The 22,757-nt window shown below is 63.5% G+C and carries 19 protein-coding genes; 13 read left to right on the top strand and 6 right to left on the bottom strand.

Features of this window, described 5'->3' with window-relative positions:
• The first annotated feature begins 85 nt into the window (after window positions 1-85).
• The 4 genes from K307_RS37520 (at window position 86) to K307_RS37505 (ending at window position 5,510) form a co-directional block, all read left to right on the top strand.
• Window positions 86-1,609 (top strand): aldehyde dehydrogenase family protein, encoded by a 1,524-nt coding sequence (locus K307_RS37520; RefSeq protein ID WP_051975356.1) that lies wholly within the window; start codon window positions 86-88, stop codon window positions 1,607-1,609.
• A 222-nt stretch (window positions 1,610-1,831) separates the two neighbouring features.
• Window positions 1,832-2,497, top strand: coding sequence for a haloacid dehalogenase type II (locus K307_RS37515; protein WP_042886153.1), 666 nt, complete (start codon window positions 1,832-1,834; stop codon window positions 2,495-2,497).
• A gap of 28 nt (window positions 2,498-2,525) precedes the next feature.
• Entirely contained in the window at window positions 2,526-3,815 is a 1,290-nt protein-coding gene (locus tag K307_RS37510) for an NAD(P)/FAD-dependent oxidoreductase (protein WP_042887936.1), read from the top strand.
• 75 nt (window positions 3,816-3,890) lie between these two features.
• Window positions 3,891-5,510, top strand: a complete 1,620-nt coding sequence (locus tag K307_RS37505) for an ABC transporter substrate-binding protein (protein WP_042886152.1) — start codon at window positions 3,891-3,893, stop codon at window positions 5,508-5,510.
• 424 nt (window positions 5,511-5,934) lie between these two features.
• Here K307_RS37505 and K307_RS37500 read toward each other — a convergent pair whose 3' ends face one another.
• From K307_RS37500 to K307_RS37490, 3 genes are read right to left on the bottom strand one after another with little or no spacing between them, the layout of a single operon-like run.
• Window positions 5,935-7,578: an ABC transporter ATP-binding protein gene (locus K307_RS37500; RefSeq protein WP_042886151.1), complete on the bottom strand. Its 1,644-nt coding sequence runs from the start codon at window positions 7,576-7,578 to the stop codon at window positions 5,935-5,937.
• Window positions 7,578-8,462 (bottom strand): ABC transporter permease, encoded by an 885-nt coding sequence (locus tag K307_RS37495; RefSeq protein ID WP_042887934.1) that lies wholly within the window; start codon window positions 8,460-8,462, stop codon window positions 7,578-7,580. The genes K307_RS37500 and K307_RS37495 overlap by 1 nt, the downstream gene beginning before the upstream one ends.
• A gap of 31 nt (window positions 8,463-8,493) precedes the next feature.
• The gene (locus K307_RS37490; RefSeq protein ID WP_042886150.1) at window positions 8,494-9,450 is read right to left on the bottom strand and encodes an ABC transporter permease; all 957 of its coding nucleotides are present in this window, start codon (window positions 9,448-9,450) and stop codon (window positions 8,494-8,496) included.
• Window positions 9,451-10,141: 691 nt separating this feature from the next.
• Here K307_RS37490 and K307_RS37485 point away from each other — a divergent pair.
• The 5 genes from K307_RS37485 (at window position 10,142) to K307_RS37470 (ending at window position 15,188) form a co-directional block, all read left to right on the top strand.
• Entirely contained in the window at window positions 10,142-10,798 is a 657-nt protein-coding gene (locus K307_RS37485) for a response regulator transcription factor (protein WP_042886149.1), read from the top strand.
• A gap of 317 nt (window positions 10,799-11,115) precedes the next feature.
• On the top strand, window positions 11,116-12,231 hold the full coding sequence (locus K307_RS37480) for a porin (RefSeq protein ID WP_042886148.1): 1,116 nt from the start codon (window positions 11,116-11,118) through the stop codon (window positions 12,229-12,231).
• Window positions 12,232-12,665: 434 nt separating this feature from the next.
• On the top strand, window positions 12,666-14,648 hold the full coding sequence (gene acs, locus K307_RS37475; protein ID WP_042886147.1) for an acetate--CoA ligase: 1,983 nt from the start codon (window positions 12,666-12,668) through the stop codon (window positions 14,646-14,648).
• Window positions 14,649-14,740: 92 nt separating this feature from the next.
• Window positions 14,741-14,875: a hypothetical protein gene (locus K307_RS50495; protein ID WP_268989244.1), complete on the top strand. Its 135-nt coding sequence runs from the start codon at window positions 14,741-14,743 to the stop codon at window positions 14,873-14,875.
• A gap of 16 nt (window positions 14,876-14,891) precedes the next feature.
• Window positions 14,892-15,188, top strand: a complete 297-nt coding sequence (locus tag K307_RS37470) for a hypothetical protein (protein WP_042886146.1) — start codon at window positions 14,892-14,894, stop codon at window positions 15,186-15,188.
• Window positions 15,189-15,292: 104 nt separating this feature from the next.
• Here the strand turns inward: K307_RS37470 and K307_RS37465 are convergent, their stop codons facing one another.
• Together K307_RS37465 and K307_RS37460 are read right to left on the bottom strand one after the other, a co-directional pair.
• Window positions 15,293-16,492 carry an aminotransferase class V-fold PLP-dependent enzyme gene (locus tag K307_RS37465; RefSeq protein WP_230626322.1) on the bottom strand — a complete coding sequence of 400 codons (1,200 nt, stop codon included), beginning with the start codon at window positions 16,490-16,492 and terminating at the stop codon, window positions 15,293-15,295.
• Between the two features lie 25 nt (window positions 16,493-16,517).
• Complete coding sequence (locus tag K307_RS37460) at window positions 16,518-17,375, bottom strand: GNAT family N-acetyltransferase (RefSeq protein WP_042886144.1); 858 nt, start codon at window positions 17,373-17,375, stop codon at window positions 16,518-16,520.
• A gap of 412 nt (window positions 17,376-17,787) precedes the next feature.
• On the opposite strand from K307_RS37460, the gene K307_RS37455 reads away from it, so the two are divergent.
• Window positions 17,788-18,642, top strand: a complete 855-nt coding sequence (locus K307_RS37455; RefSeq protein WP_230626320.1) for a cupin domain-containing protein — start codon at window positions 17,788-17,790, stop codon at window positions 18,640-18,642.
• A 141-nt stretch (window positions 18,643-18,783) separates the two neighbouring features.
• On the opposite strand, the gene K307_RS37450 is transcribed toward K307_RS37455, so the two are convergent.
• Entirely contained in the window at window positions 18,784-19,719 is a 936-nt protein-coding gene (locus tag K307_RS37450) for a LysR family transcriptional regulator (protein WP_042886143.1), read from the bottom strand.
• A gap of 262 nt (window positions 19,720-19,981) precedes the next feature.
• Between K307_RS37450 and K307_RS37445 the strand changes: the two genes are divergently transcribed.
• The 3 genes from K307_RS37445 (at window position 19,982) to K307_RS37435 (ending at window position 22,580) form a co-directional block, all read left to right on the top strand.
• Window positions 19,982-21,325 (top strand): NAD(P)/FAD-dependent oxidoreductase, encoded by a 1,344-nt coding sequence (locus K307_RS37445; RefSeq protein ID WP_419187196.1) that lies wholly within the window; start codon window positions 19,982-19,984, stop codon window positions 21,323-21,325.
• Between the two features lie 117 nt (window positions 21,326-21,442).
• Window positions 21,443-22,144, top strand: coding sequence for an HAD-IA family hydrolase (locus K307_RS37440; protein ID WP_042886142.1), 702 nt, complete (start codon window positions 21,443-21,445; stop codon window positions 22,142-22,144).
• 85 nt (window positions 22,145-22,229) lie between these two features.
• Window positions 22,230-22,580 (top strand): cupin domain-containing protein, encoded by a 351-nt coding sequence (locus K307_RS37435; RefSeq protein ID WP_042886141.1) that lies wholly within the window; start codon window positions 22,230-22,232, stop codon window positions 22,578-22,580.
• Window positions 22,581-22,757: the final 177 nt, after the last annotated feature.

Genomic DNA, 22,757 nt, shown 5'->3' with positions numbered 1-22,757 from the left:
CCTGGGGTGGCAGTTTCGCAATTCGATGCGGTAGCGCGGTCCGTAACGGAGACAAATGCTGAGCCTTCTTGTCTAGCATGGAGGCATGAATCCACTATCGGTGCCGACCCGCGGCGCCCCTCCTTCCGTGCAAATATTCGACCCCCAGACTGTCTCCGTTCCCTCGGGCCATTTCATTGGCGGGCGGCTCGTGCCTGATGCCGGCCGCATCCCCGTGCGGCGCCCCTCCGATAACCAGGTGCATGCCGAGCTGCCGCTGGCTGACGCCGCCGCCGTGGATGCGGCGGTGCAGGACGCGTGGAAGGCCTGGCGTACCAGCGACTGGGCGCGCCGTGCCCCGCGCGAGCGGGCGCGCGTGCTGCGCCGCTGGGCGGACCTGATCGAAGCCGATGCGCAGGGTCTCGCGCCGCTCGAAGCCGTGTGCTCCACGAGGCCGGTGCGCGCCGCCTCGGCCTGGGATGTGCCTTTCACCGCCGAAGGCCTGCGATTCTTCGCGGAATATGCCGACAAGCTCGGTGGGGACGTGGCGGCCACGCAGCACGATCACCTGGGCATGGTAGTGGCCGAGCCGTATGGCGTGGTGGGTGCGATCACCCCGTGGAATTTCCCGCTGGTGATGGTGTCGTGGAAGGTGGGCGCGGCGCTTGCCGCCGGCAACGCGGTGGTGCTCAAGCCTTCCGAGCTGACGCCGTTCTCCGCCGTGCGCCTAGCCCAACTGGCGATCGAGGCGGGCGTGCCGCCGGGCTTGTTCAACGTGGTGCAGGGCGACGGGCGGACCACGGGCGATGCGCTCACGCGCCACCCGCTGATCTCGAAAATGACCTTTACGGGATCGACGCAAACGGGCGCCGCGATCATGGCCAGTTGCGCATTGCACGGCCCCAAGCCAGTCACGCTGGAGCTGGGCGGCAAGAGCCCGCAACTGGTATTCGATGATGCGCCGGACCTCGATCGGCTGGCTGGCATCATTGCCGGCGCCATCACCGGCAATGCAGGCCAGGTATGCGTCGCGGGCTCGCGCCTGATTGTGCAGCGCGGCATCGCCGAGGCGCTGGTCGAGCGCATCGCGGCGCGCTTTGCCGCGCTGCGGCCCGGTGCGACCTGGGATGACGCGGCGACGCTGCCGCCCATCATCTCGGCAGCGCAGGCGGCGCGCATCCTCGACATCGTCGAGCGCGCGTGCGGCCCGGGCGCGCAGGTGCGCAGCGGCGGCGGGCTGTTCGACGGCGGGCCGGGCGGCGCATACTTCCAGCCCACGCTGATCGAGGGCGTGCGCGCGGACAATCCTGCCGTGCAGGAGGAAATCTTCGGTCCGGTGCTCACGGTGCAAACCTTCGACGACGAAGAAGAGGGCCTGGCGCTGGCCTCGCACGAGCGTTACGGCCTGGCCGCCGGCGTACACACGGCCGATATCGGAAGAGCGCTGCGCGCCATGCGCGGCATCGCCGCCGGCACGGTGTGGATCAACCGCTACGGGCGCAGTTCGGATTTCGTGATTCCCACCGGCGGCTACCACCAGTCGGGTATCGGCAAGGATCTGGGGCGCCAGGCCGTAGAGGCGAATTTGCGCTTCAAAAGCGTGCTGATCGATTTTGCTGCGGCGCGTTAGCGGTGCGTCATCACTCGCCTGCGCACTCCCGCGGTGCCGACCGCATGACATGCCGCGGGACCAATGACAAACCGCAGTTTCGCCGCGTGCCACGGCCTCATTTCCATATAAACGCTGTGCGGCCGCGTGCTTTAATCCCTTCGCAATAATTCTGTCGCCTGCGCCGGACAATGCGCGGCTCCACCCCGGTCGCCGACCGGAAAACCCTGAGGATCAGAGACCATGACCTTCCGTCCCAAGTACGTGACCTTCGACTGCTATGGCACGCTTACGCGTTTCCGCATGGGCGAAATGACGCGCGAACTGTTCGCCGATCGCATCCCTGCCGAGCAGATGGAGCAGTTCATCGCCGACTTCAGCGCCTACCGTTTCGACGAGGTACTGGGCGACTGGCAGCCCTACGAAGTGGTGCTGAAGAACGCCGTGCGCCGCCTGTGCAAGAAGTGGAAGATCCAGTACTTCGACACCGATGGCCAGCAATACTATGACGCCGTGCCGACGTGGGGCCCGCATGAGGATGTGCCCGCCGGCCTGGCCAGGGTGGCCAAGGAGATTCCGCTGGTGATCCTGTCGAACGCCTCCGACGCCCAGATCCAGAAGAATGTGGCCATGCTCGGCGCGCCGTTCCACCGCGTCTACACCGCGCAGCAGGCCCAAGCCTACAAGCCGCGCCTGAAGGCCTTCGAGTACATGCTCGACTCGCTGGGCTGCAACCCGGAGGATGTGCTGCACGTGTCGTCGAGCCTGCGCTACGACCTGATGTCGGCTGACGACATCGGCATCGTCAACAAGGTTTTCGTGAACCGTGGTCACGGCCCGGGCAACGCGGCGTACCGCTACACCGAGATCCAGGATATCGGTGACCTGCCCGGCGTCGTCGGTCTTTGAACTGACATTCCACAATTCCGTCCCCACCATGAAGCTTGATTCCTACTGGAACGATTCGGTGCCAACACTGGCACTGGACGCGCATGAACTGCCGCCGCAGGTCGATGTGGCCATCGTCGGCGGAGGCTTCACCGGGCTTTCGGCGGCACTGGCGCTGGCCCGACGTGGGGCAAGCGTGGTGGTGCTCGAGGCTGGGGCCACCGTGGCACCCGAGGCCTCGGGGCGCAATGGCGGCCATGTGAACAACGGGCTGGCGGTGGACTACGCGGAGCTGGCTGCCAGGGTGGGCGTGGAACGCGCCCGCGGCTGGTACCACGCTTATGACGACGCGGTCGATACCGTGGAGCGCATCGTGCGCGACGAGGGCATTGCCTGCGACTTCCAGCGCAACGGCAAGCTCAAGCTCGCCACCAAGGCTCACCAGATGGAAGCGCTGCGGCGCAGCGCCGAGCGCCTGGTCGCCGACGGCGTGGACACCGACGTGGAGATTCTCGACGCGGCAGGCGTGCGTGCCGAGGTGCAGAGCGAGCGTTTTCACGGCGGCCTGCTGTACAAGCGCAGCGGCCAGATGCATATGGGCCGCTTCGCGCAGGGCCTGGCCGTGGCCGCACAGCGGCACGGCGCACAGATCCACACTGGCACCTGCGTGCGCCGCATCGAGCGCGTGCAGGGCCAGGTGCACCGCCTGCACACCGCGCGCGGCACGGTGCTGGCCCGGCAGGTGCTGCTCGCCACCGGGGCGTCGTGCCACGGCGGCTACGGCAGCTTCGGCTGGCTGCGCCGGCGCATCGTGCCGATCGGCAGCTTCATCGTGACCACGGAGCCGCTGGGCGCCGAACGGGCCAGGGCGCTGCTGGCCAAACGCCGCACCTATGTCACGGTGGCGAACATTCACCATTACTTCCGCCTCACGCCCGACCACCGGCTGGTATTCGGCGGCAGGGCGCGCTTTGCCGTCTCCAGTCCGCAGCAGGATGCTGCCAGCGGGGAGATCCTGCGCGCCGGCCTGGCCGAGATCTTCCCGCAGCTCGGCCACGTCAGGCTCGACTATTGCTGGGGCGGACTGGTCGACATGACGCAGGACCGCCTGCCGCATGCCGGCGAGCGCGACGGCCTGTTCTACTCCATGGGCTACAGCGGCCACGGCACGCAGATGTCGGTGCACATGGGCGAGCGCATGGCTGCGGTGATGGCCGGCGACGCGGCTGCCAATCCATGGCGCGAGCGCGACTGGCCCGCCATTCCCGGGCATTTCGGCCCGCCGTGGTTCCTGCCGGCCGTGGGCTTGTACTACCAGCTCAAGGACCGGCTTGCCTGAGCTTTGCGCACCTGCTGAGCTTTCGCCGCGATCCCGCTGTTTCCCCTCTCAGAATAATCAGGAGCACAACCAACCATGAACGATAGCGGTAACGAGTTTGAGAACCTTGTCGGCCCCGGCGAGAGCCTTCGTGTAATGGATCTGCTCAAGCGCGGCGCGACGCGGCGTGACGTGCTGGCGATGCTGCTGGCAGGCGGCATGCAGGCCACGCTGGCCGGCGGCCTTGCCGGCGTAGCCGCCACGGCCCATGCAGAAACGCCGAAGCGCGGCGGCCGTATCCGCGTGGCCGTCGCCACTGGAGCCGCCTCCGATACGCTCGATCCGGCCAAGCAGTCGAACCAGAACGACTACGTGCGCTGCAACATGGTCTACAACGGGCTGACCTCGCTCGATAGGAGCCTGACGCCGCGGGCTGCCCTGGCCGAGTCGTTCAACACCACCGATGCCAAGACCTGGGTCTTCACGCTGCGCAAGGGCGTGACCTTCCACGACGGCAAGGCGTTGTCCCCGGCCGATGTGGTGTATTCGATCATGCGCCACAAGGACCCCGCCACCGCTTCCAAGGCCAAGGTGCTGGCCGAGCAGATCGAGAGCGTGAAAGCCACCGGCCCGAACGAGGTCACGGTGGTGCTCACCAGCCCCAATGCCGACCTGCCGGTGATCCTTGGGACTTTCCATTTCCACATCGTCAAGGACGGCACCACCGACTTCAGTGCCGGCATCGGTACCGGACCCTACAAGATCAAGGAATTCAGGCCCGGCGTGCGCACGCTCGTGGTGCGCAACGGCGCCTACTGGAAGCCCGGCAAGCCCTATCTCGACGAAATCGAGTTCGTCGGCATCGCCGATGACAGTGCGCGTGTCAACGCGCTGCTGTCGGGCGGGATGGACCTGGTGGCCATGGTCAACCCGCGCGCCGTGGCACATGTCAAGAGTACCCCTGGCTACGCTGTGCTCGTCACGCAATCGGGGCAGTACTCAGACCTGATCATGCGCAAGGACGTGGGGCCTGGCATGAGCGCGGACTTCCTGATGGGGATGAAGTACCTGCAGGACCGCGAGCAGATGAAGAAGGCTATCGCGCTCGACTATGCGGTGGTCGGCAACGACCAGCCGATCGACCCGACTAACCGGTTCTTCTTCAAGGACTTGCCGCTGCGACCCTTCGACCCGGAGAAGGCGAAGTTTCATTTCCGCAAAGCCGGCGTGACGGGCAAGGTGCCTGTGGTGACCTCGCCGGCCGCCTTGTATTCGGTGGAGATCGCGATGGTGATGCAGCAGACGGCGCAGCGTGTCGGCCTGGATCTCGACATCAAGCGTATGCCTGCCGACGGCTACTGGTCGAACCACTGGCTCAACAGCCCCGTGGGCTTCGGCAACGTCAACCCGCGCCCCAGCGCCGATACCATCCTCACGCAGTTCTTCAAGTCGGATGCGCCCTGGAACGAATCGCGCTGGAAGAATCCCAAGTTCGACCAGCTGCTGGTGGCGGCGCGGGGCGAAACCGATACCGCCAAACGCAAGCAGTTGTATGCCGACATGCAGACCATGATCCATGCGGACGCGGGCATCGGCATTCCGCTGTTCCTGGCCAGCATCGACGCACATTCGTCGAAGCTCAAGGGCTTGTCGCCGATCCCGCTGGGTGGGCTGATGGGCTATTCTTTTGCTGAGAACGTCTGGCTGGATGCCTGATCTGGAAGGTGGCGGGAGTGCGGTAAGCCTTGGGTGCAGCGTGCTCTCGCAAATCCGGGGCGACGGCGCGACCTTCTGGCGTGGATAGCCAAATGCGCCCGCCATCCCACCACAACCCGTATTGAGAACGCTTGCGACGAGCTGGCGTTCCGCCGCCGTGCCGCCAAGGCGCGGTCCTCTCAAGCGACCGGCGCAAGCCGGTTGCTTTGCATTTGAAGCCTCGGGCGCCGCTGTTCTTGCGCGAGCGGGGCAAGCCGCTGGCTGAAGGCAAGGGCGAGGTCGCGACTATTCGAATGGTTTGCCGAAGAAGCCCCGCGCGCCGATGACGGCGTGACCACCGCGACTGTTCCCGGCCGGCGCCTGCTGGCACCGCGCCGACCGGTTGGCGTCATCGCTGCGATCACGCCACGCCGTGAGAACGGGGTCAGGCGGTGACGCCGGCGGGCACTGCGCCTTCGCTATGCAGATCGACTTCGTCGATCCAGCCGCGGCGCAGCTCGGGCACCGAGCGCGCCAGCAGCGCGTAGTAGGGGTGGTGCGGACCGCGGTCGTAGTCCTGGTGCGCGACCTGGGTCAGCTTGCGGCCATGCTGCATCACCACGATCTCGTCGCAGATCGAGCGCACGGTGTGCAGGTCGTGGCTGATGAAGAGATACGAGACGCCCAGCTCCTTGCGCAGCTCGGCCATCAGGTCAAGGATGGCAGCGCCGACCACGGTGTCCAGCGCCGAGGTGATCTCGTCGCACAGGATCAGCTCCGGATCGGCCGCGAGCGCCCGGGCCAGGTTCACGCGCTGCTTCTGCCCGCCGGACAGTCCACCAGGCGTGCGCTGCGCCACGCCGGCCGGCAGCCGCACCAGATCGAGCAACTGGCGAATCCGCGCCCGTTGCGCTTCGCCGCGCAGGCCATGGAAGAACTGCAGCGGCCGCGCCAGGATCTCCTCGATGGTGCGCGCGGGATTGAGCGCGGTATCGGCCATCTGGAACACGATCTGGATGCGCCGCAATTCATCGCGGCTGCGTTCGGCCACCGTCGGCTTCAGGGGGCGGCCGTTGAAGGCGATGCTGCCGCAGCACGGCGCCACCAGGCCGGCGATGGCCCGCGCCAGCGTGGTCTTGCCCGAACCCGACTCGCCGATGACGCCGATCGCCTGGCCCCGGTACAGCTTCAGGCCCACGCCCTCAAGGATCTTCGAGGCCGGCTGTCCGTGCGCATCGACCGCACCGTAGCCGGCGGAAAGATCGCGGACCTCGAGCAGCAGGGGGCTCTTGTCCGGGTCCACCGGCGCGCCGGGACGCTCGGTCGGGCGCGCCGCGGCCAGCAGGCAGCGCGTGTAGTCGTCGGCGGGCTGGTACAGGATCTGGTCGGTCTCGCCCAGCTCGCGCATCTTGCCATCGCGCAGCACCAGGATGTGGTCCGCCACCTGGGCCACCACGGCCAGGTCGTGGCTGACATAGACCGCGGTAGTGCGGCGTTCCTGCACCGCGCGGCGGAACACGCGCAGCACTTCGACCTGCGTGGTGACGTCCAGGGCCGTGGTCGGCTCGTCCAGGATCACCAGGTCGGGATCGGTGATCAGGGCCATTGCCGCCATCAGGCGCTGCAACTGTCCGCCAGAGACCTGGTGGGGGTAGCGTTCGCCGATGGAATCAGGGTCGGGTAGCGCCAGTTCGCGGAACAGCGCGACCGCCTTCTTCTCGGCAGCCTTGCGATCCATGAGCCGATGGATCAGCGCCGGTTCGACCACCTGGTCCATGATGGTGCGCGACGGGTTGAACGAGGCCGCCGCGCTCTGCGCGATATAGGTGATCTCGCGCCCGCGCAGCCGGCGCTGTTCGCCCGGCGACAGGTGCAGCACGTCGGTGGTGCCGACCCGGATGCTGCCGGAGATCTCGCAACCGTGGCGCGCGAAGCCCATCAGCGCCAGCGCGGTGGTGGTCTTGCCCGAGCCGGACTCGCCGATCAGTGCCAGCACCTTGCCGGGCTCGATCTCGAAGTCCACACCATCTACCAACGTCGCCTGGCCTGCGGTGATGCGCAGATTGCTGACCTTTACGGACGTGCCCATTATTTGACTCCGTTGCGTGCCGAGCGACCCGGCAGGTTGTCGATGACAAGGTTGACGGCGAGCGTCAGGCTGGCGATGGCCAGCGCCGGCGCCACCACGGCCATGCTGCCTTCAGACAGCGCGCCGATGTTCTCGCGCACCAGCGAACCCCAGTCGGCATCGGGCGGCTGGATGCCCAGGCCCAGGAAGCTGAGGCTCGCGAGCAGCAGCACGACGTAGACGAAGCGCAGCCCCAGGTCGGCCAGCATGGGCCCGAGGATGTTGGGCAGGATCTCCTGCCGCATGATGTAGGCGGTGCCTTCGCCGCGGGTGCGGGCAACCGTCACGTAGTCCATCGCGTTGATGTTGACCGCCAGCGAGCGCGCGATCCGATACGCGCCCGGGATGTAGATGATCGCCGCCGTGAGCGCGAGCATCCACACCGACGAGCCGAAGGCCGCGACCATGATCAGTGCGAACATCTTGCTGGGGATCGCCGTGAGCGTATCGAGGCCTCGGCTGAGGCCGGCATCGATCCAGCGCCCGCTGACGGTGGCGAGCAATGCCAGCGTGATGCCGATGCCGCTGGCGCACAGGGTCGAGACCAGTGCCACGCAGACGGTGTAGCGCGCGCCCAGGATCACGCGCGTCAGCATGTCGCGCCCGAGGTAGTCGGTACCGAGCCAGTGCTGGACACTGATCGGGCCGAAGACCTGGATCTCGCCCGTGGGCGTGCCGTCATGGCTGATCAGGATCGGGCCAACAATGGCGGCGACCAGCCAGCCGATGAGGATCAGGCAGCCGATCCAGCCGGTGATGCCCAGTTTGGGCAGGCGCGGGCGGCGGCCGCCCTGGTCGGGGGCACTCACGGCGGGGGTGGCGTGCGTGTTGGAGGTAGGGGACATGAGTTGCAGCTCCTGCATGGCGTTCAAGGCTTCAGCGGTGACGCAGACGCGGATTGGCGACGATGCCGCACACATCGGCAAGCGTGACGAGGATCAGGTACGCACAACAGAAAATCATGGCGCACACCTGGACCACGGGCATGTCGCGCTGGGCGACGCTGTCCACCATCAGCTTGGCGATCCCCGGGTAGTTGAAGATGGTCTCGATGATGATGACGCCGCCAAGCAGGTAAGACAGGCTCAGCGCCACGGCATTGGCGATCGGGCCGATGGCGTTGGGCAGGGCGTGGAACAGCACCATGCGGGTCGAGGATGCGCCCTTGAGCCGCACCATCTCGATGTAGGGCGCCTTGAGCTGGTCGATCACCGCCGCGCGGGTCATGCGCAGCATCTGCGCGACGATCACGCAGCACAGGCTCAGCACCGGCATGGCCAGCGAACGCACGATCTTGTCCCACGAATCGTCGGTGCCGATATAGGCGAGCGCCGGCAGCCAGCGCAGGTGGACCGCGAACAGCAACACCGCCAGCGTGGCGACCAGGAACTCCGGCACCGAGACCACCGCCACCGCGCCCAGGCTGACGCTGCGGTCAAACCATGTGCCGCGGTAGACCGCCGCCAGGATGCCGAGGCCGAGCGCCACCGGCACCGAGATCAGCGCGGTCAGGCCGGCCAGCAGCAGCGAATGGCGCAGGCGGCTGCCGATGGCCTCCGACACCGGCATACGCGTGACCAGCGACTCGCCGGCATTGCCGGTCACCATGCCGCCCAGCCATTGCGCGTAGCGCACCGGCGCGGGGACATCGAGGCCCATCTGGGTACGCAGCGCGGCCAGGGCTTCGGGTGTGGCGTCCTGCCCGAGCTGTTCCTGCGCGGCATCGCCGGGCAATACCGCGGTGATGGCGAAGACGATGGCCGAGACGGCCAGCAATGAGATCAGCGCCAGGCCGATGCGCCGCGCCAGCAGACGCAAGATGAAGGGGTTCACGTTTGTCTCCTTTCTTAGTGGATAAATCAGGCCGCGAGTCGCACGTGATCGACTGACGAATCACCCATCAGACGCCCGGAGGGATCTGGCAAAAGCCCTGGATCCGCTTCCGCTGCGGGGGGGGACGCCTCGCGCTGCAAGATTCCGAAATCCGGTGGTGCAGGGCGCTCATGATCCGGGTTGATTCGTCTGGGCCGATAAAGCTCTCGAACGGCTTCTTCTCTGACATGGCAATGACTCCTGGGACGGGGGCCAGGGTCTTTGTGGGATGCGACATTGAAGCATGTGCGCCCAAGCGCTTGGTGGGGTATTCCGGGCCATGATAGTAATAGCTGCGGTTTCATATGTCCCGTTTGGCATTGCATGCCGTGCGCTCAGCGCGCGTGCATGTGCACCGCAATATTCGTCGGGATTTACCCTAGGAGTGCGTCATCTTGGTGCGTGCGCGGATGCAGTAATTTTTTCCTATCAGATGCTGGCGTGTTCATCGCATCATGATTCCCCTTTTTCGCCCGGCGCTGCTACGACTGCGATGACATACGCCACGACCCCGCACGAGGTAGACGATACGGCAGCCCTGGCCGACGCGGACAATCTGCGCCGCGGCGAGCGCGGTGAGCCGCTCAGCGGTCTTGTCGACCGTGCGAAAGGATACTGAAAAGATTGTGCGGCTCTATTCTGCTTCCGGGCAATGAGCAACAAAACTACCGCTGTGATTGCCGACGATCATCCCGTGGTGCTCGCCGGACTGGCGCCGTACATGGCGCGTCAAGGCATTGACGTCATAGCCATCGCGGATAGCGTCAATGGGCTTCTCTCGGAACTCAAGAAGCATGCACTGCTACTGCCGGATATCGTGATCACCGGCTATGACTATGGCGGAGAGATCGACGGGTTGCGCTTGATCGAACGGCTACACCGGATGTACCCGAAGGTGAAGATCGTGGTCTTCTCGGGGCAGCGTCCACACGGTCTGGTTCGTCAATTGCTGGCGAAAGGTGCCGACGCGTTTGTCGCAAAATCGATGGCCCTGCAGTTCGTGGGCGATGCATGCCAAACCGTCCTCTCAGGTGCCAAGTACATAGACCCGGACACTGAGGGGTTGTTGATTGCTCCGACCCGCCATTGCGAAGACCAGTGCGACGATCGTCTTAGCCCACGCGAACGCGAGGTCCTTCGCCTTCTGGCGCAAGGCTATCCGCTGCAGGAGATTGCAAGGAAATTCCAGCGCAGCGTCAAGACGATCAGCGTCCAGAAGTGCTCGGCCATGAGCAAGCTCGGGCTGCGAAATGAAATAGAACTGGCGTTGTATCTGGTCAGGCACAGGCATGCGGTGATCCCGTCCTGACTACAAGCGCTGCGGTGAATAACCGTTGCAAAAAGAAGGGCTGCCCAAGGGCAGCCCCGCACGGGCTCTACCGCAAAGCCATGGAAAGTGTCGATATATGCTGATGACATACACGCGACAGCAGAGCTCCCGCACATCCTAGGCTGATAATTCTGGAAAGAAAATAGGCGCAGGCCTAAAAATAGCTTTAGATGTAATACCAACATTATGGCTCGAATACGGATTGTTAAGTCTTGAAGATTCAATGCAGAATCTGCTTCGCCCGAATTCGAACCGATGCGAATGGGCTACTTACCATTCTTCGAGGAAATCATTCCATGAAATTCAAACTGTCAGCCATTGCGGCTGCCTTGCTGGTGGTCCCCAGCGCGTATGCGCAATCGAACGTCACGTTGTACGGTGTTGCTGATGTGGGTATTGAATACCTGAACAAGGCTGTTGCTTCGACGGGTACCGTACCCGCCGGCGCCCAGGGCAACAATCTCTGGGCCCTGCAATCGGGCAACCAGTCCGGATCGCGCTGGGGATTGCGCGGCGTAGAAGACCTGGGCGGTGGCATGAAGGGCATCTTCCTGCTGGAAAGCGGCTTCAACCTCGATACCGGCGCCTCGGGGCAGGGTGGTCGTCTCTTTGGTCGCGGCGCCTACGCCGGTCTGCAGAACCAGTGGGGCCAGCTGACCCTGGGCCGGCACACGACCCCGTTCTATGACTTTGGCGTTACCTACGACCCGATGTCGATCGCAAGCCGCTATTCCATCGGTGCACAAGACCCGTTCATGGGCGGGGCGCGTGCCGACAACTCCGCCAAGTATATGGGGACGTTCGGCGGCCTGAGCGTCACTGCGCTGTATAGCTTCAACAGCAGCAACCAGGAGATCGCCGGCAATTTCACCAACGGGCGTGAGTACTCGTTCGCTGTGAACTATGCCGCAGGCGGATTCGCCGTTGGCGCCATTTACGACCAATCGAACCGGTCGGCAGCCACGGCTCTTTCGACCAATAGTCTGATCAGGCGGGCCGCAGTCGCCGGGACATACACTTTCGGTCCTGCCAAGCTCTACGGCGGTTACCGATATGCCCACGCGTTCAACGGTGCCACCCTGCCTGGCGTTGCGCTGACCAACACAGTGTCGAACCTGGGTTGGGTCGGCGTTGGCTACCAGGTATCTCCGGCGCTGTCGGTCAGTGGCTCTGCGTACTACCAGAACCTGCGTCAGTCGAACGCCGGCAACCCGTGGCAGTTCGTTGTGCTGGTTGACTATGCACTGTCGAAGCGCACGGATCTTTACACCACGGTTTCGTACGCACTGAACCGCGGCAAGTCGAACCTGGGGGTGAACGGGTTCAATGACCAGCTGGGTGCGAGCAGCGAAGCCGTGCAGCCCGGTGCAAACCAGTTCGGCGCTGTCGTTGGCATCCGCCACAAGTTCTGAGCTTAAGTCCGTTAGTGCAGACCCGGAGGCAGCTCCGGGTTTTTGATACAGCTCCGCTCTGTTTCAGGATTGCCAGGCATGGAGCGCCGTCCGCCCCGGGACGGCTTCGCGTTGGCCGCCGGCCTCAGCACCATGTCAGCCACAGCGGCGCAGCGTCAGGCCTCCAACTGCGGGCGAGAAAACACCGGAAATTGCAAGTTCAAAGCGTATTCGGCAGCTTCTGCCAGCGGTGCGATGCGATACTTTACCCGATCGCGAGCCTGCTCTCGCTGTTCATGGCGAGGAAATACAAAGTACGTACCTGCCGACAGCCATCATTGTCGTGGGCTATGCCGATCCCCTCGTCGCCATGATGCCCTTCAGACATCGCCACTGGTGATACCAGCCCCCTGGGTCATCGGTTGAAAATTTTCTAAACGCTCAGAGAAGTAGCCATGTCCGACATCGCCCGCATGAAACGGGAACCCGAGCTTTTCAATCCGTCCGCGCTGTTTGTCAACAACGCGAACATTTCCGGCATGGAAGGCTACCGGGCGATATGCGCCGCAGCCGAAGACGATTACGAAGGCTTCTGGGCCCGGCATGCGCGCGACCTCATCAGCTGGCATAAGCCGTTCACCAGGACTCTGAACGAGGAGCAAGCTCCGTTCTACCGCTGGTTCGAGGATGGTGAGCTTAACGTTTCTTACAACTGCCTGGACCGGAATCTGGCGAACGGCAATGCCGAGAAGACAGCGATCATCTTTGAGGCCGACGACGGCCATGTCACGCGGATCACGTATACGCAGCTTCACGCAAGGGTCTGTCAGTTTGCCAACGGCTTGCGGGCGCTTGGCATCGGGAAGGGTGATCGCGTGGTCATCTACATGCCGATGTCCATCGAAGGTATCGCCGCCATGCAGGCTTGCGCGCGCATCGGTGCGGTGCATTCCGTGGTCTTCGCCGGCTTCTCGGCCAGGTCCCTGCGCGAACGGATTATGAATGCCGGCGCGGTGGCAGTGATCACGGCCGACGAGCAGGTGCGTGGCGGCAAGCATCTGCCGCTGAAATCCATCGTCGACGAAGCCCTGGACCTGGGCGGTTGCGACACTGTCAACAACGTAATTGTTTACAAGCGCACCGGCGCCAGCATCGATCTCGTCCCCGGACGTGACCTCTCGCTGGATGCGCTGATCGTCGATCAGCCCACCACCTGCGCGCCGGAATGGGTCGGAGCCGAGCATCCGCTGTTCATCCTCTACACGTCAGGTTCTACCGGCAAGCCCAAAGGGGTGCAGCACGCATGCGGTGGCTATCTGCTGTGGGCGATGCTGACGATGAAGTGGACCTTCGACATCAAGTCCTCCGACGTATTCTGGTGCACGGCCGACATCGGCTGGATCACCGGCCACACCTATGTCGCCTACGGCCCGCTTGCGGTGGGCGCGACCCAGGTCGTGTGCGAAGGTGTGCCGACCTACCCCAATGCCGGTCGCTTCTGGGACATGGTCCGCAAGCATCGAACCACGATCTTCTATACCGCCCCGACGGCGATCCGCGCGCTGATCAAGGCTTGCGACAAGGACCCGGACCTGCATCCGAAGCACTACGATCTGTCCAGCCTGCGTCTGCTCGGCTCGGTGGGCGAGCCGATCAATCCGGAAGCCTGGATGTGGTACTACAACAACGTTGGCAACGGGAAATGCCCGATCGTCGATACCTTCTGGCAAACCGAAACCGGTGGGCACATGATCAGCCCGATGCCTGGCGCGACGCCGTTGCTGCCGGGCTCCTGCACGCTGCCGTTGCCGGGGATCATGGCCGCGGTGGTGGATGAAGCCGGCAACGAAAAGCCGAACGGACAAGGCGGAATCCTGGTCATCAAGCGCCCGTGGCCGTCCATGATTCGCACGGTCTGGGGCGATCCGGAGCGGTTCAAGACAAACTATTTCCCGCAGGAACTGGGCGGCAAGCTTTACCTGGCAGGCGACGGCGCGGTGCGCAATGAGAAGACCGGCTACTTCAGCATTACCGGTCGCATCGACGACGTGCTCAACGTCTCCGGTCACCGTATGGGCACCATGGAAATCGAATCGGTGCTCGTCGCCAACCCGCACGTCGCAGAGGCCGCCGTCGTGGGCAAGCCGGACGAGACCACCGGCGAGGCCATCTGCGCCTATGTCGTGCTGAAGGGCGCCCGCCCTCAGGGCGAGGAAGCGCAGCGGATCGCCAGGGAACTGCGCGACTGGGTCGCCAGGGAGATCAGCCCCATTGCCAAGCCAAAGGAAATCCGCTTTGCCGACAACCTGCCCAAGACGCGGTCTGGCAAGGTGATGCGCCGGCTGCTGCGCGTCATCGCAAAGGGCGACCAGATTACGCAAGACCTGTCGACCCTTGAAGATCCTGGCATCCTGGAGCAACTCAGGCACGCGCAGTAATTTCGCAATCTGACCGGCGCTTCGTACACCGGGCGAGGCTGGCCGGTCCATGCACGTTGGTCAAGCGACCATGCGAGGAGACTCAGGAACTGATGACGAGCGTTGTCAAGCCCATGCGTATGCTCGAAACGATCAAGGACGGGCACTGGAACCATCATCTGAAGGCAAATGAAGTGCTGAAGGCAGGGAACATCAAGCTGGACACGGAGGGCTGCAATGTCGCCTAAGCGACGATGGACGGCAATGCAGGAGCGTTACCCTTCGCTGGGTGTATTCGGGTACATCGACACGATGCTCAATTCGTCCATGCATCCCAGGACGCAGCATCGCGTTCTGGACTGCGTTGAGGAACAGCGCGTATGGGAGTGGCCGGGATCGCCGGGCATCGGTATCACCCGTTTCGGACGCTTCGAACATTCCTGCTGTGTGACGTTCGCACGTAGCGGCCAGCACGCCATGTACTACGTGTGCCAGAACGGACGCTATCGCATGGAAGAAGCGCCGACATTCGTATCAGAGTTCCATGCAGGCGATGAGTAAGCGCCTGCATCGTCGGTGCATGCTGTCGGCAAGCCGGACAGCGCCCAGATCAACGCAGAAAACCGTGCACGCGGCGCCCAAGTCGGCGCCGGAGCACTGCATGCTCAGCCATGTCTGATGACCCGCCTGAGTGCATCCACGAAGAGATCGAGATCGCTTTTCAGCATATAGATATGCGGCGATACGCGAAGTCCGGCGACATGCCTGGCCTGGCGGAACTTGACGTGCACGCGGTGGGTCTGCCTGAGCTCCTGCTCGATCTTCCTGGCATCCAGGCGATCCATGGAGAACAAGCTTACCGCGCCAAGGTCGTCTGTATCGATCGGCGTGTATAGCCGGAAGCCGGGGAGGTCGCGGACCTGGTCCAACCAATAGCGCGTCAGCTCGCGCAGTCGCGCGTGGATGTTCCCGGTGCCGATTTCCCGGTGGAAGTGAATCGCCGGCGCAATGCCCGCCTGTACTGCGGAGTTATAGGTGCCGAGATTCCAGTGGTCGAACTTGTCGATGCGCAGCGGCGGAGGATCGAACGGAGCCAGCAACGGCCAGGTGCTGTCGATCCGGCTTTCCCTGACGATCAACATGCCGTTCCCGACCGGTGCGCCAAGCCATTTATGCAGGCTTGTCACAAAATAATCGCAATCGAGGTCGCGGAAGCTGACCGGCATCTGTGCGAAGGTCTGGGCGCCGTCGACGATCGTGATGATCCCTTTGGATCGGGCCAGCTCGCAGATCCGCTTCACCGGCAAGACGCGGCCATTCCAGTGGCACATGTGGGTGATCTGTATCACTCGCGTCTTCGGCGTGATGCCCGCTTCGTATGCCTTGAAGATATCCTCGTCGCTTGCCGTCAGGTCGAAGTCGACACACGCAACCTCGATGCCCTCCCTTTGCTGGCGCTGCTGCCACGCCGCGCACGCGCTCGGATAGTCCCACGCGGAAATCAGGACCTGGTCATTGGCAGTGAGCGGTATGCCGAAAATGGCCGTGCTCAGACCCTCCGAAGTATTACGGTTCAACGCGATTTCTTCCGGGCTGCAGTCGGCCAGTTGTGCGAGCTGCTGCTTGATGGCAGGGAGCGCGGCGTCGAGCTTGCTCCACATGTTGACATCCGGGTTATGGTTGATGAGGCGATAGGCATCAATCATTGCCTGTTCGACCACAAGCGGTGGGGGACTGACCGCGGCATTGTTGAGGTTCAGCAACGGCTGTTGCCTGGGATACGCGTCGCGAATGCGTTCCCAGAATGCTTCATCGGTGGCATGACTACTCGACATTGGGTATTCCCCTGCCTTTTCCGGATTCATAAGATTGCGCGTGTTTCGACGGGGCTCAGCAGAGCGCCTGATTTACGATTGCGAACTGCTTGAGCGTGCTATCCGCCGGCGGTACGCCATTACGTGCCATCGCCACGACGGTATCCACCTGTACCAGTCCCGCCTGCGCGAGCCAGTCCTGCAGGCCGCTCGTTCCCGTGACATCCACGCGCACGAAAGACCCGGTGTAGGCGGCAGACCAGCAGGCAATCAAGGCTTTCGCGCGTTCACTATCGGAGGCGACCACCGGCCCGATCGCATAGCCCCGCCCGAAGCGGCGCATGGCCGAGAATCCGACCGCTTCGCCATTGCGCTCCAGCACCACGGTCTCGGCCGTGGAGAGCAATGCCTTCAGCACTTCGCCCCGCGACATGCCGGTAGCGCGATTTCCCAGTTCGATGATCGTCTCGATATCGCCGGGCTCGAACGGACGCAGCGTTTCCCCTTCGGCAAGCGCAACCGGGTCGACGGCATTCATCGTGCCCTGATGCTGGTTGATGGTGCCGGTCGCGACGAAGCCGAGGCGTTCATACAGCGGCTGTCCGGCGGGGGTTGCATTAAGCAGCGTGCAGCGGTTGCCAAGCGCTTCCAGCACCAGGCGCATCAACTCACTGCCGATGCGCTTGCCTTGATGTGCCGGCGACACAATGATCATCCCAAGCGATGCTCGCTGTCCCTGCTTCCAGCAAAGCCCCGTGCCGATCACCACGCCAGCTTCCTCGGCGACGAAGCCGGTTCCAAGGCGAAGAACAAATTTCCAGTCTTCGGCACGATGCGGCCAGCGCAAGGCTTGCGACAGCTCATGTGCCGCGGGCACGTCCTCTTCGCTCATCGCGCGGTAGGAAACTGGAGCATGGATAGCGTGGCTTGGCATGGTGTATTCCTTTTGAGTAAGCCGAATCAGCAACACGTCTGGCAGGACTACGAACTGAAGCAATCTTGCCACAGTGTTCCCGCCTCTTTACGGCGCAAATGCGATTCCACATGATCGTCTGACTGCCGCTTCATCACGCAGAGCTTATGCCGTTGGGCCAGCGCCAGACCGCACAAATTGCTACGCCCGCGCTCCTGCAATGGGCTTGCGGGATGCAGCCCGCTTTCCCACGGCAGGGGATTGACCGACGCCCATCAATAGCGACTTTTTCGGGATGCAGCAAATTATGCTGAACGGCACGTTAAATGCCGCTGTTTCTATGCGTGGACACTGTCCAAACGGGATACTCCAGAAGCTCGATGGTGCTGTAATTCTGTCCGGGGCGTAGGCGACGTCATGGCGGAGCTGATTCATGTCGGGACACACCTACACCGATCAAACTTTTTCCCTGTTGAAGGTTTGCGCGGCTCATGGCTCACGCAGCGTAATCCTCATTGAATCGCGAGAACAAGTCATGTCGAGTTTGCAGCAGGGTGCCACCGTGCACGCCACGCCGGCTACCTTTGTCAATTTGCGCACGTTTGCGCAAGACCATTCCCTCGGTATTCCCTTCACCGACGCTTCCGAGGAAAACGACTTCCTTTTCCGCCGTCGCATGCTGGACTTGCCGCCGGGACCGGTAACGGTGGGCGCTATCACACTGGACAGCGGGCGCGGATCGGTAAAGGCACAGCCGGCAGATGAGTTCATCATCGTCTGCGACGGAAAGCTGACGCTGATCCAGCCGGATCGTACGGTCGTGCTGGGTCCGGGCAACAGCGCTGTGTTGTTACATGACGCAGAGTTCGCCTGGTCTGCTGAGTGCCCGGTGTCGATCATCTTCATGCGCTACAACTACAGCCGCCCTGGTGCGCGCGCGCTGCTGCCGATCGCAGAAGAGCCGGCACTGGAACCGTCCGGCGCGCCTTCGGCCGCGTTGCTGCTCACCCCGACTCCAGCTTGTCGCAACTACACAGACTATCGCTCTCAGGACGGGCAGTTCGTCTGCGGCACCTGGGATTCGACTCCCTACCGTCGTCGGGCGATGTTCTATCCCCACTACGAACTGATGTATCTGTTGGAGGGCAGCGTGACGTTTGAAGATGAAACCGGCCGTAGCGGGACATTTTCGCGCGGCGATATCTTCCTGGTCGAACAGAATGCGCAGTGCAGCTGGGATAGCCGTGAGCAGGTGACCAAGGTTTATGGAATTTTCCGGCCGGCCTGATTAGTATTGCGCGCCGTTGACGTTCACTGGTGGTCTCCGCTTCACTGTGAAGCCTTGCCCACAGGCAGTCATGCCTGTGGGCTTTTTACTTGATGGTGCCTTCGATGCGCTGCGCAATGAACTGCGCCGCAAGCGGCCTCATTAGCGTCCGACCAGCTTCAACAGGCCCAGGCCCGGATACATGCGGTCGATCTCCACCAGATCCTGGTAGGTCTCCTCGAGGATCCAGTCGCGCAGCCTGGTTACGGTAGGGCGAGGGGACGGGGTCGCTTGCTGCACCAGATAGCATTGCCGGTTCGCGACATGGACCTGATTGATGGCCGGCACCAGTGCCCCCTGTCTCATCCAGTGGGCAACTACGTTCAGCCAGCCCGGCGCAATGCCCTGGCCGAGCATCGCTGTCTGTACCACGATGGAATAGTCGGAAAAATTCAGGTGGTACAAGTCCCGGCTACGTTGACCGAGTTCGGGAAACAGCGTCGGCCAGTCCCGATTGCTGTCGGTCAGGTTAATGAGGACGTCGCTGTCGCGGCCGGTATCGTCCCGATAGGCCGGGCTGCACACTGGCACGATGATTTCCGGCATCAGCAACACGCTGTTTTGCGCCGCCTCGCCGGGGGAGAAGAAGCGAAGCCCGAGGTCAACGTCATGCAGCGGCCCGCCTACCCTGCCAGAGATCAGCTGGAACCGCAGGTCAACGCCGGGAAAGTCCCGCCGCAGCTTTTCCATGCGCGGCATGATCCAGTGCGTGGTAAAGGCCGTCGAAACGGAGAGCGTGACGGTCTCCAGTCCGGTTGCGCGCGCTTCGATTTCACTGATCGACGCCTGGATGACATTGAAGCCTTCGGTGATGGCGCGATGGAGCAGGCGGCCATTCTCGGTCAGCTCGACGCCCCCACGTACCCGATCAAGGAGCCGCACCCCCATGCGGTCTTCCATGCGCGCCAGCATCCGGCTGACGGCCGGTTGGCTGACATAAAGTTCGGCGGCGGCCTTGGTCAGGCTGCCGCAGCGCCCGGCGGCCTCGAAGACGAACAGGGCATTGGCGCTGGGAAGTTTTCGCCGGAAATTTGCCATAACTTCAGATTATGTTCGGCCCAACAATTGGGAAGTTGCCGTGCTGGCAGGGGCTCCCTACACTTTGTGCATCGTACAACGGATTTATCGGAGCAAGGCCGTGTCTGTGCGTCACATCGGGGTATCGGCGGTCGAATTTGCCGGCGGCAAGGGAGGCGATGGCTGCCTGGCCGCTCCTATTACATTGAGCGTCAGCGCGGCCTCGCCGGAACCGGCGCAAGCATCACCCGGACCGGCCGCGTCGGACGCATCGCGGAACGTTTTGATCACCCGCGGAGGCATCCTGGTGGACCGTGCCCATGCGGGCGCGCCTTGCTCTTCCGACCCCTATTGGCACCATGGCCTTGCGCCGTTCCCGACCGCGGCATCCGAGCTGCCCGCCAAAGTCGATGTGGCGATCGTCGGCGCGGGATTCTGCGGCTTGTCCGCGGCCCTGGCGCTGGCTAGGCAGGGGGCGAATGTCGTGGTGCTGGAAGCGCAGGATTCGATCGCAGCGGAGGCGTCGGGCCGCAATGGCGGCCATGTCAACAACGGCCTGGCCGTCGACTACGCCACGCTTGCCGCGCGCGTTGGCGCCGACCAGGCGCGCGAGTGGTATCACGCTTACGACGCCGGCGTGGACGCCGTGGAGGCGCTGATTCGCGACGAAGGCATCGACTGCGATTTCGTTCGCCATGGCAAGCTCAAGCTCGCCTCGCGGCCCGAGCATTACGACATGCTCGCGCGTAGCTGCGAACAGCTCGTGCGCTCCGGCGTGGATCCGGACGTGGAGCTGCTGAGCGCAAGCCGCGTCAGGCAGGAGGTGGCCAGCGACCGCTACGCCGGCGGACTGCTGTACCGCAAGAGCGGCCAGATGCATATGGGCCGCTTTGCCCACGGGCTGGCGCAGGCAGCCGCGCGCCAGGGTGCGCAGATCCATCTGCGCACGGCTGTAGAGAAGATCGAGCGCATCGGGCAGACGCACGGCCACCGGCTGTACACGGCCCGCGGCACGGTGCAGGCCAACCAGGTGCTGCTGGCTACCGGCACCACGCAGCACGGCGGCTACGGCAGCTTCGGCTGGATCCGCCGGCGCATCGTTCCCATCGGCAGCTTTGTCATCGCCACGGAGCCGCTGGGCCGTGCCCGCGCGCAAGCGCTGCTGTCGGAGCGGCGCACGTATGTCACGACCGCGAACCTGCACAACTATTTCCGCCTCACGCCTGACGATCGTCTGCTGTTTGGCGGCCGGGCGCGCTTTACCGCTTCGGCGCCGCAGTCCGATACCCGCAGCGGCGAGATCCTGCGCGCCACCATGCTGGAGGCCTTGCCGCAGCTTGCCGACGTGGCGATCACGCATTGCTGGGGCGGGTTGGTCGACATGACGCAAGACCGCCTGCCGCACGCCGGCGAGCGCGACGGCCTTTACTACGCGATGGGATTCAGCGGGCATGGCACGCAGATGGCCGTGCTGATGGGGCAGCGCATGGCCCGCGTGATGGCGGGCGATATCCTGGCCAACCCCTGGCGCACGCGCGACTGGCCGGCCATCCCGGGCCATCTGGGACCGCCGTGGTTCCTTCCCGCCGTCGGCCTGTACTTCAAGCTCAAGGACCTGGTGTCGTGAGAGCCAACTGACCCGGAAGTAGCGCAAGAATGCTTTGTTTCGATGTCTGGCACCGCGGTCGCCTCCATACGCGACGTAGGCAGCTTTTTTTCTCTTCTTTACTAGCAGAGGTATTTCATGGCACTCAAAGACTTCAAGGTACTTACGTTCGACGTGGTTGGCACGCTGATTGACTTCGAGGGCGGGATGCTCGACTACTTCCGTCGCGCCGTGCCCGGCAGCGCCATCAGCGATGAGGATTTCCTGGCCGCCTATCGCCGTACCCGCGCCGCTGACAAGACGATGTGGTATCCCGATGACCTGGAACGTTGCTGGCACTTGATGGCGCAGAGCCTTGGCCTCCCCGACTCCGACGAACTCGCCTGCGGCCTGCGGGACTCCGTGGTCAACTGGAAGGCGTTCCCGGATTCGGTCGAGGCGCTGAAGCGTTTGCGCAAGCATTTCAAGCTGGTGGCGATGACCAACGCCCAGCGCTGGGCACTGACTCACTTCGAGAAGACGCTGGACTTCCCGTTTGACGACACCGTCACCTGTGACGATGCCCTGACGGAAAAGCCCAATCCGCAGTACTTCGCCTATGCGCGTGGCCGCTATGACGCCAAATGGGGTTACAAGCAACAGGACAACCTTCACGTAGCGCAGAGCCAGTACCATGACATCGGCATTGCCAGGAAGCTCGGCCTGAAGACCTGCTGGATCGAGCGCCGTCATGCACAGCCGGGATTTGGCGGCACCATGGAAGTGCCCGAGCTGACGAAGCCGGACTACCACTTCCACTCGCTGGCGCAACTGGCGGATGCGGTCGAGGACAACAAGTAACGTAGTCCTGCCCGGGGGCGGTGTCGCTGTGTCGCACCGCCCTTGCTCGTCCGCTGTCTCGTATCCATCTCACTCCCTGATCTCCATGCCCATTACCATCATTCCGCATTCCGCGTCTTGCAGTGACCTCACCGACGACGGTCCTGTCGGCAGACCGTTAAGCCAACCGCCGTGCCGCACCAGCAGCTTCAAGGTTGACCTCGAGGGGGCCGGACAGAACCGGACCGGCCTGTGGGAATGCACGGTCGGCTCCTACGAACGGCAAGTCGAGGAAGCCGAAGTCATGCACATCCTTGCCGGTGAGTGCCTGTTCACGCCGACGGGTGGCACACCGATCCGGATCAAGACCGGAGACACGCTGTTCTTCCCGGCGAACACGACCGGCATCTGGGAAATTCTGGAACCCTTGCGCAAGGTCTATGTGATCCTGCAGTGAGCGGCACGCGAGCGGGGACGAACATTGCACGCTCGCGCATCTGAACAAAGCCACGAGCCGACGCATACGCACCCCTCTCCCGCGTGCGGGAGAGGGGAAAGGGCTGGAGCGTCAACGAAGTACAGCGCGTCGGTCTGCCACAGAGCAAACAGCCGCGCACTGCACGCTCGCGCATCT

Source organism: Cupriavidus necator A5-1 (assembly GCF_000744095.1).
Lineage (GTDB): Bacteria > Pseudomonadota > Gammaproteobacteria > Burkholderiales > Burkholderiaceae > Cupriavidus > Cupriavidus necator_A.
This window is presented reverse-complemented; position numbering and strand designations above follow the sequence as displayed.